This is a genomic window from Nocardiopsis sp. NPDC006198, from assembly GCF_040613895.1.
Classification (GTDB): Bacteria; Actinomycetota; Actinomycetes; order Streptosporangiales; family Streptosporangiaceae; genus Nocardiopsis; species Nocardiopsis tropica.
Window position 1 is genome coordinate 1 of the sequence record NZ_JBEXSY010000102.1, and the last position, 14,355, is coordinate 14,355.

Sequence of the window (14,355 nt, forward strand, 5' to 3'; positions counted from 1 at the left end):
GTGGCCGCCGATCGAGGTGATGGTGACGAGGCGTCCCCCGGTCCTCTCCAGCGGGCCGAGCGCGGCACGGGAGATGTGCAGGGGCGCCCAGAACAGCTCCTCGTGCAGGCGCACGACGTTGGCCGGGTCGAACCGCTCGGAACCCAGGAGGGCCGCCGCGGACATCCGGCGGCGGAGGCCGTCGTCGGCCATCAGTGTGGACAACCCCTCGGCGATGCCCTGGGCCGACCGGTTGGGCACCAGCAGCCCGTCCTCGCGGTCGCGGATGATCGACGCCGGCCCGTGCGGGCAGTCGGTGCTCACCACGGGCAGCCCCGACCGCATGGCCTCCACGATGGTCATCCCGAACGGCTCCTCGCTGGAGGTGACCGCGGCGAACGCGCCCTGGGCCCAGGCCTCCTCCACCCGCGGGTGCGGCCCCATGAGCCACACGCGGTCCTGGAGGCCCAGCGAACGCACCAGCCGGACCAGCGACGCACGCTTGTCGCCGCGCCCGTAGATGCGCAGTGTCCATTCGGGGAACTCGTCGCCGACCATGGAGAACGCCTCCACCAACAGGTCGTGCCGCTTGCTCGGCGCCAGCCGCCCGGCGGCCACGATCGTCCGCGTGTTGTGGCCGTTGGCGGTGAACGGCGGGGCGGGCACCGAGTTCGGGATGGACAGCACCCGGACCCCCGGCATCGGCATGCGCTCCGCGTAGGTGCGCGCGTCGGCCTCGGTCACCGTCACGAACGCGTCCAGGCGGGGGTACTCGGCCTCCATCACCCGGCGCAGCGGTTCGGAGTGCTGGTCGTAGGTCAGGTGCTCCTGGCCCACCTTCACCACCCGGCTCGGGGCGGCGCGGGCGATCACGACGTTCAGACCGGGCCGGGTCCCCACGACCACGTCGGCGTCCGTGGTGGCCAGGTACTCCTCCAACCGGTCGTCCGTGAGCCGACTGTGCGTGGACCCCCGGGTGTCCTCCTGCGGGAACAGCTCAGGCGGGAGCCCGGCCCGCTCGGACCCCTCGTACAGGGGGCGCCCCTCCGCCCCGGCGCCGGGGCCCCGCCTGTCCTTGCGCACGTCGACGAGGGGCCGCAGGCGCACCCCGGACGGCACGGGCAGGGCGGGCTCGGCGCGGTGCCGGAACACCGAGACGATCTCGACCTCGTGCCGTGCCGACAGCGCCGCCGCCTGGTTGGCGACGGTACGGACGGTGCCGCCGATGCCGTACATGTCGTTGATCAGATAGGCGATCTTCACTGGCCCCCCGTGTTTCCGGCGCCGCTCGGCGTTCTCTCGCGCGGGAAGGCGCCGACCCCCGTCGACCACGCCGATCCGAGCCCCCCGGCAGGGAAAGGCGTGGGGAATGAACGCTCAGGCTATGGGTCCTGTCCAAGTAGAAAGTACTTTATGTCGGATTACTGCCTGAAGGTTTGCCGGTCAATGTGCGGCTTTTGCGCACACCAGGGGTCGTCCGGGGAATGAGAAAGGCGCCGTCCCCCGGAGGGCGGGGGCGGCGCACGGGGCGCTGGTCTCGGCGGAGACGCGCCGAGGGCGGGTTCAGTAGGTGCCGGAACCCTCCCACTGAGCGAAGGCGCCGCAGGGCGAGTCGTAGGCGGCAGCGATGTAGCCGATCCCCCAGGAGATCTGCGCCGACGGGCTCTCCATGTAACCGGCGGGCATCGAGCCGTGCCTGGCCGGGTTGAACCCGGCGATGCCGCTGTTGCCCGTCTCGCTGTCGACGACGGTGTGGTCCCAGCTGGAGATGGTGCCCCACAGGTTGCTCAGGCACTGCCATTCGCCGTCGGTCCACCCGGCGTCAGCGGACATGCGCATGGCGAGGCTCTGGTTCTCGGTGGAGGTGGGGTCGTCGCCGCTCCACTCGTACTGCTCGGGTTCCTCCGGACGGTCGGCGTCGACCCACGTCTCGTCGCCGCAGTCGGGCCCCTCGACCAGACAGACCATCTGCCGGACCCCGCTGTTGAAGGTCTGGCTCAGTTCGAGCTGGTACACCGAGACCATGATCGCCGCGGCCAGTACGGTGACCGCCGCGAGCTCGACGAGAGCCGCGCCCCCGTCCTGTCCGGATCTTCGTGCCGGACGGAACCAACGGGAGGCGCGTTCGATCCGGGCCCGCACGCGAGGCGGCCCGTGGCGTGCGCCCGAGCGTCCGGGCGGTCCGCTGGGGGAGGGCCGTCGGCTGCCTCCGGGGGCGGGGCGGTGGGGGGTGGGCAACGCCGTCTCCTACGGGTGTCCGGAAAGGGAACGGAACAGGGGTCAGGAAATCGGAACATCTTCGATGGGCTCGAATCCGGGGATCTCGATCGTCACCGACTCGACGTCACCCGGCACCGAGAACATGGACCAGTAGGAGACCTTGTCTCCGGCCTCCAGGCGTTCTTTGAAGGAGGAGGAGTTGTTTCCTGAGCACAGGCACTCACCCATGCCGTCCATCACCGGGTGATGTCGGGAGGCCCCCTCGTTGCTCGCTACCGTGACACCAGAGAAGTTGGCTCCGGAGTAGGTGTAGGTGCGACCGTACAGCCAGGTGAGCACCACCCGTTCCGAACCCTGGTTCTCGATGCTCCAGGTGACGGAGAGAATATTTCCCGATTCGTTGGTTTCCACTTGGTTGACTTCGGCGATGAGCCCGGAGGACTCTGTTTCGTTCCCCTCGGACGTTCCTAGTGAATCAAGATCGCTGGCGCGGGGAGATGCAGATGCCCCGGTGATGCCGGTGGAAACGGCAAGGAAGGTGGAAGCGGTCAGTGCCAGAAGCCTGGCGGATCGATTTATTCTCCTCAAGGCTGTCTCCTACTTTTCGAAGGTAACACTGACTCGGCGGTTGCGCTCTCGTCCTTCTTCGGAACTGTTGTCGGCGATGGGGTCGCTTGAGCCGTGTCCTTCGCTCTCGTAGGAAATGCCGTTCCTGGTGACCAGTTCGCTCAGTGTTGACTCCACTGCTTCTGCTCGTTCCTCGGAAAGCGGAAGGTTGATGGAATCGTTGCCGGTATTGTCCGCGTGGCCGTCAATATTCACCGTCGCCGAGGTGGCATCGTCGATCTCGGTCGCGACTTGCTCGAGGATTTCCTCTGCTTCGGGGCTGAGGGTCGCACTGTTCGTCTCGAACAAGACGTCCGAGGAGAGGATGATGCTGACCTCGTCCCCGCTCTCTGTGCGACCCGTCTGGTCCTCCAGGTTGTCCGAGATCATGGTGAGGTCCAGGATCTCGGGCTCTGCGAGGCCCTCGTTCTCGATGCTCTCCGATGCGTACCCCAAGGGCACGTCGAGCAAGGGGGGCGCCAAGGCAGTGACGATCGTCATGGATTCCAGTTCCGGTGGGGGTTCCGGGTAGATGACCCACATGTCGACCGTCTCGCCTGCCTGAAGGGAACCCTCTACGGGAGGAGAGCAGAAGCATTTTCCGTTGCTTTGGTCATAGCTCAGGTATCGCTTCTGGTTTTCGGAATCGATGAGCGATACGTGACTCGCTGTGTTCTGGTCGCCTTCCTGGGAGAGGCCGTCGACGAGGGAGAAGCTCTCGGAAGAGTTGTTCGTGACCCCGAGTTCGAGTCTGACGAGGTTGTTCTCGAGCCTCTCGAGCGCGAACACGTCTATCTGGAGTTCGCTTCCGGGGTCTGTGGCCGTGGTTGTGCTGCTTGCGATGGGTTGGACGTCTTCTCGATCACCGGGTTCGGAGGGCTGGGAAGCGGGCAAGTCGGGGTTGTCGCTGCTTCCGTTGCTGGTTTCGGTTGACTCCGGGGCTACTACACATCCGGTGATGGTGAGGAGCAGAAGAGAGGTAGCGGTACCGCGACTGAGGAACGTGGACCCGGTCTCCCGGAAGAAGGTGTGAGGTCTGGGGGCACGGGAATTCTTGCTTCCACTCGCCCGGTCGGTTTTCATGTGCAGATCTCGGTCCCCTGTGCGTCCTTGTCGGAAAAGAGCGACGTTGCGCACGTCAGGGCCCACTGAGAATATCGGAAACGGCGGTCCCGACAGCCCCGCTGATGTTCTCTGGAATTCCGAGTGCGAACACACCGACGGCGATGGCCGCGACGAGGATGAGGATGGCGGCGTATTCGACGATCCCCGCACCCTCGTCCTGCCTCTCGGAGGGGGGCGCCAGGTAGGTGCTGAGCGTCACCCAGAACCTGTTGGGACTGTTCACGGAACTGACTCCTTGCGGGAAGGGCTGAGGGCGCCGCCGGGGTGCGGCTCTGCGCCGGTGAACCGAGGCGGGGGTCCACCGGGGGTGTGCGTGCGGGTTCTGAGTGACCCTGGGGAACCACTATCCGACACGGGCTCGGGTGCCGCCCTGCGTCCTGGCCGGATGTGGCCATCTTTCTTCAGGATGCCCTCCGGGGCACGGGGCCACACGCTTTCCACAGGGCTCGATGTCGGCCCAGGTGGATGCCGGTAACCGGGGAGTCGGTGGTTCACGTCCGCGCTGCCAGGGAGGTCACGATCGGTGCTCGTCGAGTGACCATGATGGCACGCGGTTCGCCGGGATGTCATGGCCGGGGGTGTAATGCCAGGCCACCCCGCGTCCGCGATATCGCCGTGGTGTTGGATGGGTGGGCCGTTCCGGCCGGGACGGCCGGAGGGAGCGTGATCCCGACACCGACGCGGAAAGGCGGCGGGGATGGACGGCAGTTCTATTCTCTTCCTGGTTCTGGGGGCGGCCGCGGGCCTCCTGGTCGGAGGCGTCCCGCTTCTGCGGGTCGTTCGCGGCCATCTCGACCTCCGGGCCGCTCTCCGCAGGAGCCCGGGACCGGTCCCGGCCCCCGACCCCGACGAGCTGAGCCCGAACGAGCTGGCCTTCCTCGCCGGGGGACCGGTGCGGGTGGGGGAGACGGCGGTCGTGGACGCGTTCCTGGGCGACCGCATCCGGAGCCAGGCCGCCAGGGGGTTCTTCACCCTCGTGGGACCCGGCGTCCCCTACGCGCACGAGAAGGACCCCACACGGCGCGTCCTGGTGAAGGCGTTCAAGAAGCGCGTCGGGGTCAGCGCCCGGGAGATGGTGCGCCGCGTGGTGACGGGCCGCGGCGTGGAGCAGATCAGACGGGACCTGGCCGGGTCCGGGCTGATCGTCGACACCCCGGAGGTCCGCGCGATCCTGGAGCGGCGGGCGGGGCTCCCGAGGGTCATCCGCGGGGGGAGGATCCTCTCGCTGCTGGTCGCCGCGGTGGGAGCGGGAACGTTCTTCCTGCTGGAGCCGACGAACCCGGGGCTGGCAGCCCTGGCGGGCGGCCTCGCGGCCTCGGCCCTCCTGGTCGCCGCACAGGCGGTCCTGGCCGCGACAGGCGGCCCGGCCGTCCTTCCCAACACCGCGGCGGGCGACGAGGTCGTCTCGCGGGCCCGGGAGCGCTACGGGAACACCACGGCCCTGACCACGGCCGAGATGACCCGGGACCAGGCGGTTCGCCGCACGGCGGTCACCGGTTTCCGGGCGCTGCGGGCCGGTGGCCGCGATCGGAGCTCCAGCAGGGCGGTGTCCGAGGACGGATCGCCGGCCATCAGCCCGGACCTCACCGCGGCCAACGCTGTGTCGGGGGGTGGGGGTGACGCGGGCGGCGGCGGTGGCGTCATCGACCAGGACAGCCTCTGCGAGTTCGCCGACCTCTGCCAGGGCGGCACCTCCGAGAGCGGCGGCTCCGACAGCACCTTCGGCGGCGGCTCAGGCGGTGACGGCTGGAACGGCGGTTTCGACGGATCCGGAGGCAGCGGATCCGGCGGCGGCTGGGGCAGTGGCGGCTGGGGCGGCGGCAGCGGTGACTCCGGCGGCGGAGGAGACGGCGGCGGGGGTGGCGGCGGGGGCGACTGAGCCCGCCGGCCGCGGACCGGCGGCGGGTTCCGGGCCGATGTGCGGGGGGACCGTGGCCGGGCCGGGCTCCGCTGGAGCCCTGCCCGGCCCGCCCTCACCGGGAAGACGGCGCCACTGCCTGCCTACAGTTCGGCGCCGCCACCCTTGACCGGTTCCCGGGTTGGGTGTGGGTCAGCCCTGTTCCGGACGCCGGAGTTCGGCCACCTCCGCGAGCAGCTCGAACGAGCGCAGGCGGGCCGACTGGTCGTAGATCATCGACGACACCATCAGCTCGTCCACACCCGTGTCAGCGACGAACAGTTCGAGCTTCTCACGGACGGTTTCGGGGGAGCCCACGAACGAGTAACGAAGCATGTGGTCCAGTCGTTCCTTCTCGCCGGGACGCCATGCCGTGTCGAGGCTCTCGACCGGCGGGCGCAGGCGCCCGCGGGCGCCGCGCAGGGTGCCGAGGAACGCCTGCTGCATGGTGGTGAACAGCCGGCGGGCCTCCTCGTCGGTGTCGGCGACGAAGGCATTCACCCCGGCCATGACGTAGGGCTTCTCCAGTTGGGCGGAGGGCCGGAAACCCGCACGGTAGGCCTTGAGCGCCTCGTACAGGGCGTCGGGGGCGAAGTGCGAGGCGAACGCGTACGGCAGGCCGAGCTGGGCGCCGAGCTGGGCGCCGAAGAGACTGGAACCGAGGATCCACAGGGGGACCCGGAGCCCCTCGCCGGGAACGGCGCGGACCGGCTGGCCGGGTTCTGCGGGCTCGAAGAACGCCTGGAGCTCCTGGACGTCGCTGGGGAACGTCGAGGAGGCGCTGTGGTCGCGGCGCAGCGCCGCCATCGTGCGCGGGTCGGTGCCGGGCGCGCGGCCCAGGCCGAGGTCGACGCGTCCCGGGTAGAGCGACTCCAGGGTGCCGAACTGCTCGGCGATGACGAGCGGCGAGTGGTTGGGGAGCATGATGCCGCCGGCGCCGACCCTGATGCTCGTCGTGCCCTCGGCGATGAACCCCAGCGAGACCGACGTGGCGGCGCTGGCGATGGCCTGCATGTTGTGGTGTTCGGAGAGCCAGAAGCGGGTGTAGCCCGCGCGTTCCGCGTGCTGGGCGAGTTCCCGGGCGGAGCGGAGCGCCTGGCCGGGGGTGGACCCCTCGGCGATGCTGGCGTGGTCGAGCACGGACAGCGCGATGGTGGACATGGTTGCCCTCTTCCCCTGCTGCGTAGCGGTTCCTGCGGCAGGGCCGGGGCGGGAGGGTCGGTGACCCCAGCCTGTCTGCGCGTTCGATGTTCGACGAACATCGAATTACGAAGGTACACTCGCGACTGTCCATGAGCCAAATCCCGTCTGGCCGTCGGCCAGGCCCCGTACGAGGAGGACCGCCTTGGCTCCCAGGGAGCAGGAGCACCCCGCCCTCAACGACGTGGAGCTGGTGACGGTGCTCTCCGCGCTTGCCGAGCCGACCCGGTTGCGGATCGTGCGGATGCTCGCGGCGATGGAGGGTGAGCGGGCGTGGAAGGACATCGACCTCCCCATCGCCCAGTCCACGCTGAGCCACCACCTGAAGATCCTGCGCAACGCCGGCCTGGTGCAGAACCGCACCGAGGGCACGCGGTGCTTCATCTCCCTGCGCGACGCGGAGCTGGAGGGGCGCTTCCCGGGGCTGCTGGAGTCGGTGCTGGAGTGCCGGGACACCGCTCTCGCCAGGGAGTCGGAGGAACCCGCGTCCCCGGAGAAGCACGGGGCAACCGAGGGTTCATCGGTCCCAGCGGCCACATGAGAGCAGGTCAGCGCCCAGTCACGGCCGGACGGAAGCCGTGGCCGGGCGCCGCGTTCACACAGTAGGCGACGGCGGTGGCCCCTGTCAGGGGTTGCGCCCGGCTGCAATGGAGCCCTCCGTGCTCCTCCGCCTCCGGCGGGCCGGTCCCGTTCGAGGTCCGGCTCCCCGCCGCCGGGGCGGCGCACCGTCGTCCGTCCCCCTGGGGGGCTGTCGGGCCGTGGGCCCGGCGCGGTGGCCCGTGCTCCCCGTTCCCCGGGCCGCGGGAGGAGACCGGGGAGGTTCCCGGGTGCGTTCGGGAATGTACGCTCTGTATCCAGGAGATTCCCGTACCCATGGGTCGTAGCTGGACGGGTCGGACACCGCGCCGACGGCCCAGGAGAGTCGAAAGCGTTCCCCCCATGGCACCCACCCCGTCTACTCCCCTCCCACCGCACGTCCGCCCCCTCGCCGGCGACGACCCGGAGACGGTCGGCGGCCACCGGCTGATCGGCCGGCTCGGCCGCGACGGCACGGGCACCGTCCACGCGGCCGTGTCGCCGGACGGGGAGCCCGTCGCGCTCAAGCTCGTCCACCCGCGGGCCCCGGCCGCAGGGGCGCGGAGCGCCGCCGCGGTGGTCCGGGGGAAACGCGGCGTGTGCTGCGTGAGGGTCGCGGACAGCGGGAACCTGGGCTCCCGACCGTGGTCGGCGACCCCCTACGTGCCCGGGACCGGCCTCGCCCGCCACGTGGAGAACAGCGGCCCGCTGTCCGGAGGCGCGCTCCTCGTCCTGGCGGCGGGGACCGCGGAGGCCCTCGCGTCGGTCCACGCGGCGGGCGTGCCCCACGGTGACGTCAGGCCCGCCAACGTCGTCGTTGCCCCCGGCGGCCCGCGGTTGATCGACCACGGGATCGCGCGCCTGTCGGACGACGCCGAGGCGCTGACGCCCGGGGGCGGCCCCGGGTGGCTCGCCCCGGAGCGCTGCGCGGGCGCCCGTCCCGACCCCGCCTCGGACATGTTCTCGTGGGCGTGCCTGGTGGCGTTCGCCGCGACCGGCCGACCCCCCTCCGGAGGGGGCGAGCCCCTCGCAGAGGCCGCCCGTCGCGCCCGCGAGGGGTCCGTCGACCTGTCCGCCGTACCCGAGGGGCTGCGCGACCTGCTGAGCCGCGCACTGTCGCCGGACCCCGGGCGACGGCCCTCGTCGGAGGAGGCGTACCTGGAGTGCCTGCTGCTCGCGGGGGTCGAGGACGACGCCACCCGCGAGGTGTGGGCCGACCGCCTGCGCGGCCTCGTCCACGCCCACTGGCCGCCGGTCGACACGGACTGGCACCGGCCCGGGCGGTGGACCGACGCCGCCCGGGCCCTGGCGGAACAGGGCCCGGGGGCGGTCCGGCCGCACCGCGGTCCCGCCGGCCCGGCCCGGGAGGGCGCGCGGGACGCAGGCGCCGGGCGCACCGCCGGCACCCTCCTGCGCCGGGGGCGGCCGGGCGGGCTCCTCGCCCTCACGGTCGCCGCGGGAGTGTTCGCCGGTGCGGCGCTCGGCGGCGGGTACCTGTTCCTGGACACCCTGGCCGAGGGGGAGGACACCGCCGCGCCGGAAGGCGGGGGCGGCGCAGGGGCGGAGCCGGAGGGGTCCGCGCGGCTCTCCGGGGCGGACCTGGTGGCGGCGTCGCTGGACACGTTCCTGGCCGCGGAGTCCTTCGAGCTCACCGTGCTCACGCACGCGGGGAACGGCGAGGGTTTCGGCCAGCCCCTTCCCGCCGACACCGGTACCGTCCCGACCCTGTTCGACCGGGTACTGCGCCGGTCCGGGTCCCCGGACGCACTCCGCTGGAGCAGCACCGTCAGCGGGTCGCGCACCAGCGACCTGATGGTGGTGGACGGGGAGCTGCTGCGCGGGGAGGGCACCGCCTGGGACGGCGCCCCCACCTGGTACCGGGTCGGGTCCGGGCCCGTGCCGGCCGCCACGTTCAGCCCGGAGGGGGTGGTCGGGCCGCTCGTCCGCGCGGCGGAGGCCGGCACGGTCACCGGAGAGGCCGAGACGGTCTTCAGGGCGCCCGCGCCCGCGGAGGACGCCTACGGGCACCTCGCGGGCGGTGTGCCCGAGGAGGTGCCCGCCGTCCGGGTGGAGGGGGACTTCCGTACCTCCGACGCGGACGCGCGGGAGGCGACACGGTTCACGCTCGTCGCCACGGAGGACGGCGTCCCGCTGTCCTTCGCCACGGAGGGCGCCGCGGACGGCGGCCCCGTCCTCAACGGGCGCCCCGTCTCACAGGAGGTGCCGCCGTCGCTCCTGGCCCCCGCCGTCCCGGTGGAGCGGTGGTACACGCAGTACACGTTCGTGGAGCTGAACGGCCGACCTGACCTGCGCGTCCCCGACCCCGCCGAGGTGCTGCCCCCGGGGGCCGAGGCCCCCTCGCCGATCGCCCACTGACCGATGAGGCCGCCGCGCCCGGGCCCGCCTCCTCAGGGGGAGGGGGAGTGGGAGCTCCCCGCGTAGGTCACACGGCGCAGCACCGCCTCCGCGGGGCCCCGGCGCCCCGCCCTGCGCAGCACCTCCGCCAGGACCACCGTGGCCAGCCACGTGGCGACCGCGACCGCCGCGGCCCCGGCCGTGCCGAGGGTCGTCCCCAGCCCCGCGCCGTAGGGCGCGAACACCAGGGTGAACACCACCGACTGCGCCAGGTAGCAGGTCAGCGACCGCTGACCGACCGCGGACACGGCCGTCACCGCCGGGCCGTACGGAACGTCGGACCCGGTGGCCCCGCGCCGTCCTTCCCAGCGGACCGCGAGAAGGGCGAACAGCGCCGCCCAGCCCAGACCGCCGAACCAGCCGACGGCATCGTGCAGGAGCTCCAGCAGGGCCTGTGCCAGGGGCGCCCCCGGGGGAACCAGCTCCGCGTACACCAGAGCGCTCGGCAGCCCTGCGGCGACGGCCGCGCCGAGACCGAGCACGGCCGTGCGGACCAGCAGCGCGCGGTGCGCCCCCGGCTCCTCCAGGATCCGGCGACGCGCCGCCCAGATGCCCAGGGCGATCATCGGCATGGCGACGGTCAGCATCGTGACCGGTGTGTACAGCAGCCATTCCCGGAACCGTTCGGCCGAGGCGGCGAGGAAGCCGGCCTCGGTCAGCGACGGCGCGGCGATCGAGGTCTCCTCGCCCGCACCGGCCAGCGCCACGGTCAACGCGGTGTTCAGTGCGGTCGCCCCGGCCGCGAACAGGCCCGCGGTCCACAGCAAGACGGCATCGCGCGCCCGCGTCAGCCCCACGAACAGCAGCAGCGCCAGCCCGTAGGCGCCGACGATGTCCACCGGCAGCAGCAGGACGCCGTGCGCCGCCCCGATTGCCAGCATCACCCAGCCGCGCCGCCGCAGCAGCCTGCGGACGTGGATCCACCCGCCCCCGCCGGCACGGACCCTGCGCATGATCAGAACCGCCCCGTACCCGAACAGGAACGCGAACAGGGGGATGGCGCGGGCGTTCACCAGGGTGAGCTGGAGGACCGCCACGGCCTGGTCGCCGAAGGTCCGGACGGGATCCGGTCCGACCAGGAAGAACTGGGCGTTCACCAGGGCGATGAACAGCAGCATGAAACCCCGTGCCAGGTCCGGCGCGAGGGATCGCACCGGGGTCGGCACGGGGTCGGTGGGCGGCGCTCCGGCCGCACCCGGGTCCTGGCTCACTGTGGTCCGCCTCCGTCTCGATCCGTGTGTCCACGAAGCTACGGACCGGGGAGGCCCGGCCCCATACGGCAGGCACACCTCTTCCGGTGGACCCGGCCCTACCCCCTGGGGTAGGCTCACCGGCGTGTCGCGTGCCCCGACCATGAGCAGTGGGCCGGTCGGTGGGCATGGAGGCACCTTGATCGTCGAGGAGAGCACCGTGAGCGCACCCACCATGCATCGCGCCTAGGAGTCCGCGCGGCGTCGGCCTGAGCCACGCCCGAACGCGTCGATCCACCGCGACCTCCCCGAGATCCACGACACCCGGTCGCCTCCGGGACACCTGTCATCCCACCCGACCCTTCCGTGCGCCCGCGCGCAGGGGCGGCCCGCCGGCGTGCCCCGCCGCGCGGTCCGCCGTGCGCGTCGCCGGTCGTGTGCGGGTTCCTCGGGGACGGTCGCCCACCCCACACCCCGAAGGAGACCTGTGCCAGATTCGTACGCACCGACCGCACCGCACGTCAGCGACTTCAACATCCCGGTCGTGGAGGAGTTCCGCGCCAACGGCGGCCGCGTGGGCGGCATGTTCGAGGGCGGAGACCTGCTGCTCCTCACCACCACGGGCGCCAGATCGGGCCGCGAGCACACCACCCCGCTCGGATTCGTCCGAGTGGAGGGGAAACTGCTGGTCATCGGCTCGGCAGGCGGCTCCGACCGCCACCCCGCCTGGTACCACAACGTCCTCGCCCACCCCATGGTCACCGTGGAGCTGGGCACCGAGGAGTTCACCGCCGTCGCCGTTCCCGCCGAGGGCGCGGAACGGGACCGGTGGTTCGCCGAGGTCGTGCGCCTGGTCCCCGGATACGGCGACTACCAGGCCGGGACCGCCAGGGTCCTGCCGGTGGTGGCACTGGAGCGGGACCGCCTCGCGGCCCCGTCCGAGGCCGCCAACCTCGCCGAGAAGTTGGTGGAGATCCACACCTGGCTGCGCGCCCAGCTCCGGCACGTCCGGGAGGAGGCCGACACCTTCCTCGCGGAACGCGCGGCCCGGGCGGGGCAGGAGGGGGGCGGGGAGCCGGTGCTCGGGCTCAACCTCCAGCTGCGGCAGCACTGCCTGGCGTTCTGCGAGTCCCTGCATTACCACCACACGGGGGAGGAGTCGATGTTCCCCCGCCTCGCGGAGGCGGAGCCGCACCTGGAGGAGGCGCTGCGGAGGCTGTCGGAGGAACACCGCACCGTGGACCGCATCCGCGGAGAGCTGGAGGCGCTCATCGGCGACCTGGCGACCGCCGATCCGGAGGCCTTCCGCCGTGAGCTGGACCGGATGACGCGGGAACTGGAGGCGCACCTGGCCTACGAGGAGTCCGCGCTGTTCCCCGTCCTGACCGCCATCCCGTTCCCTCCGGGCGGGCCCGCGTAGCCGCTGTCCGGAACTGTGGGCGGTGTGCCGCCTGCGATCGGTCGTGAGGAGACCCGCTTCCACTGTCACCGCCGTTGCCCCTGGTGGCGGTGGGAGCGGGGCCGCTCCCGAAACCGGTCACGACACGTATTGCCTCCGGCACGACCGGTATCCGGGGTTCGGCACGAACCACCGCGCCGGTGTCCGTCAGTGTCCGCGGAAACGCCCTACGTAGCCTCGCCCGCTCCGGGAAGTTACGTAGTGACCACGTATTGTCCGCGCCCGGGCCGCCGCGCATGATGGAAGCAGGGTGGCCACCCTCCGCATCCCCCGCCCCCTCCCCGAAGGGTTCCTCCCACCATGCGCAAGTTCGGTGCGGTCCTCGCGGCCGCAGCCCTGTTGCCGGCCGTGCTCGCAAGCCCCGCCCTCGCCGCCGACGCCCCCGACACGACGGACACGGCGGAACGCACCTACATCGTCGTCCTGGACGAGGACGCCTCCCCGGACGACGTGGCCGACCGCCACGGAGACGACCCCAGCAGCGTCTACGAGCACGCGCTCACCGGCTACGCGGCCGATATGACCGCCGCCGACGCCGCCGCACTGCTCCAGGACCCCGACGTGGCCTTCGTCCAGGAGGACCAGGTCATGCACACCTTCGCGCAGGACGTCCCGGACGGGGTGGCCCGCACCTTCGCCCCGGACAACCCCGGCCTGGCCATCAACGGCCAGGCCGACTACGTGCCCGACGTGTCCGTGGCCGTCCTGGACACGGGTGTGGATGCGGGCCACCCCGACCTGAACGTCGTGGACGCCGTGAACTGCACGAGCGGGACCTGCGTCCCCGTCACCGGCGCCGACGGGAACGGCCACGGCACCCATGTGGCGGGCACCACCGCCGCAGTCGACAACGACGAGGGCGTGGTGGGCGTGGCGCCCGGCGCCGCCATCTGGAGCGTGCAGGTCCTGAACTCCGGCGGCAGCGGCTCCCTCGCCGGGATCACGGCGGGCGTGGACTACGTCGCCGCCAACGCCGACCAGGTCGCCGTGGCCAACATGAGCCTGGGCTGTCAGGGATGCACCAACCAGGCGCTCAGCCGGGCCATCGCCGGGTCCGTCGACGCCGGCGTCGCCTTCGCCGTCGCCGCGGGCAACAGCGCCACCAACGCCGCGAACTTCTTCCCGGCCAACCACCCCGACGTCCTGACGGTCTCCTCCATGGCCGACTCCGACGGAGCACCCGGGGGCACCGGCGGCACGCTCCGCTGCACCGGTGACGACGACGACACCCTCTCCTACTTCTCCAACTACGGCTCGGTCGTGGAGATCGCCGCGCCCGGCTCCTGCATCACCTCCACCATGCCCGGTGGCGGCTACGGGTCCATGAGCGGTACCTCGATGGCCTCGCCCCACGCCGCGGGCGGCCTGGCACTGCTGGCCGCGGGCCCGGCCAAGCCGACCGACCGGGCCGGGGTGCTGGCGCTGTACGACGCCCTCGTCGGCGCGGGCAACCACGACTGGACCGACACCTCGGGCGACGGGATCCACGAACCGCTGCTGGACGTGGGCGACCCCGGCCTCTTCCCCTCCGACGGGTGACCCGCCGGCCCTCCGCCGCCGACCGCGGCAGGCAGGGCCCGGCCCACCCCGGGCGGCGGGGGACTGCCTCCAGCTGGGTCCGCCCGAGCCGTGCGAGTTCCACAATCCGGGCCGGTCCCCCTGCCGCTACCTGGTGGTCATCGCCCGGC

Annotated in this window: 12 protein-coding genes; 5 read left to right on the forward strand and 7 right to left on the reverse strand. The window is 72.0% G+C overall.

What is annotated here, in order from left to right; translation table 11 throughout:
* The 5 genes from ABZ234_RS32870 to ABZ234_RS32890 all read right to left on the reverse strand — a co-directional run.
* Positions 1-1,242, reverse strand: a 1,242-nt coding sequence (locus tag ABZ234_RS32870; protein ID WP_355014643.1) for a glycosyltransferase family 4 protein, incomplete at its 3' end; no start/stop codon positions are given.
* Between the two features lie 300 nt (positions 1,243-1,542).
* Positions 1,543-2,217: a hypothetical protein gene (locus ABZ234_RS32875; protein WP_355014644.1), complete on the reverse strand. Its 675-nt coding sequence runs from the start codon at positions 2,215-2,217 to the stop codon at positions 1,543-1,545.
* Positions 2,218-2,259: 42 nt separating this feature from the next.
* Entirely contained in the window at positions 2,260-2,787 is a 528-nt protein-coding gene (locus ABZ234_RS32880; protein ID WP_344183505.1) for a hypothetical protein, read from the reverse strand.
* 9 nt (positions 2,788-2,796) lie between these two features.
* Complete coding sequence (locus tag ABZ234_RS32885) at positions 2,797-3,888, reverse strand: OmpA family protein (protein ID WP_355014645.1); 1,092 nt, start codon at positions 3,886-3,888, stop codon at positions 2,797-2,799.
* Between the two features lie 55 nt (positions 3,889-3,943).
* On the reverse strand, positions 3,944-4,153 hold the full coding sequence (locus tag ABZ234_RS32890; RefSeq protein WP_344183509.1) for a hypothetical protein: 210 nt from the start codon (positions 4,151-4,153) through the stop codon (positions 3,944-3,946).
* A 474-nt stretch (positions 4,154-4,627) separates the two neighbouring features.
* Here ABZ234_RS32890 and ABZ234_RS32895 point away from each other — a divergent pair, with 474 nt between their 5' ends.
* The gene (locus tag ABZ234_RS32895) at positions 4,628-5,809 is read left to right on the forward strand and encodes a TIGR04222 domain-containing membrane protein (RefSeq protein WP_355014646.1); all 1,182 of its coding nucleotides are present in this window, start codon (positions 4,628-4,630) and stop codon (positions 5,807-5,809) included.
* A gap of 171 nt (positions 5,810-5,980) precedes the next feature.
* On the opposite strand, the gene ABZ234_RS32900 is transcribed toward ABZ234_RS32895, so the two are convergent.
* The gene (locus ABZ234_RS32900) at positions 5,981-6,988 is read right to left on the reverse strand and encodes an LLM class flavin-dependent oxidoreductase (RefSeq protein ID WP_267946141.1); all 1,008 of its coding nucleotides are present in this window, start codon (positions 6,986-6,988) and stop codon (positions 5,981-5,983) included.
* A gap of 184 nt (positions 6,989-7,172) precedes the next feature.
* Between ABZ234_RS32900 and ABZ234_RS32905 the strand changes: the two genes are divergently transcribed.
* Both ABZ234_RS32905 and ABZ234_RS32910 read left to right on the forward strand, forming a co-directional pair.
* A complete protein-coding gene (locus ABZ234_RS32905) occupies positions 7,173-7,568 on the forward strand; it encodes a metalloregulator ArsR/SmtB family transcription factor (protein ID WP_267946140.1) in 396 nt (131 codons plus the stop codon).
* A gap of 398 nt (positions 7,569-7,966) precedes the next feature.
* Positions 7,967-9,979 (forward strand): serine/threonine-protein kinase, encoded by a 2,013-nt coding sequence (locus ABZ234_RS32910; RefSeq protein ID WP_355014647.1) that lies wholly within the window; start codon positions 7,967-7,969, stop codon positions 9,977-9,979.
* Between the two features lie 32 nt (positions 9,980-10,011).
* On the opposite strand, the gene ABZ234_RS32915 is transcribed toward ABZ234_RS32910, so the two are convergent.
* On the reverse strand, positions 10,012-11,229 hold the full coding sequence (locus tag ABZ234_RS32915) for a DUF418 domain-containing protein (RefSeq protein WP_355014648.1): 1,218 nt from the start codon (positions 11,227-11,229) through the stop codon (positions 10,012-10,014).
* Between the two features lie 466 nt (positions 11,230-11,695).
* Here ABZ234_RS32915 and ABZ234_RS32920 point away from each other — a divergent pair, with 466 nt between their 5' ends.
* Positions 11,696-12,628, forward strand: coding sequence for a nitroreductase/quinone reductase family protein (locus tag ABZ234_RS32920; RefSeq protein ID WP_355014649.1), 933 nt, complete (start codon positions 11,696-11,698; stop codon positions 12,626-12,628).
* Positions 12,629-12,967: 339 nt separating this feature from the next.
* Positions 12,968-14,206, forward strand: a complete 1,239-nt coding sequence (locus ABZ234_RS32925) for a S8 family serine peptidase (protein WP_352982805.1) — start codon at positions 12,968-12,970, stop codon at positions 14,204-14,206.
* Positions 14,207-14,355: the final 149 nt, after the last annotated feature.

Excerpts from the sequence above, each read along its gene's own strand:
- ABZ234_RS32885 (WP_355014645.1), bottom strand. The coding sequence starts at position 3,888 with ATGAAAACCGACCGGGCGAGTGGAAGCAAGAATTCCCGTGCCCCCAGA.
- ABZ234_RS32895 (WP_355014646.1), top strand. The coding sequence starts at position 4,628 with ATGGACGGCAGTTCTATTCTCTTCCTGGTTCTGGGGGCGGCCGCGGGC.
- ABZ234_RS32900 (WP_267946141.1), bottom strand. The coding sequence starts at position 6,988 with ATGTCCACCATCGCGCTGTCCGTGCTCGACCACGCCAGCATCGCCGAG.
- ABZ234_RS32910 (WP_355014647.1), top strand. The coding sequence starts at position 7,967 with ATGGCACCCACCCCGTCTACTCCCCTCCCACCGCACGTCCGCCCCCTC.
- ABZ234_RS32925 (WP_352982805.1), top strand. The coding sequence starts at position 12,968 with ATGCGCAAGTTCGGTGCGGTCCTCGCGGCCGCAGCCCTGTTGCCGGCC.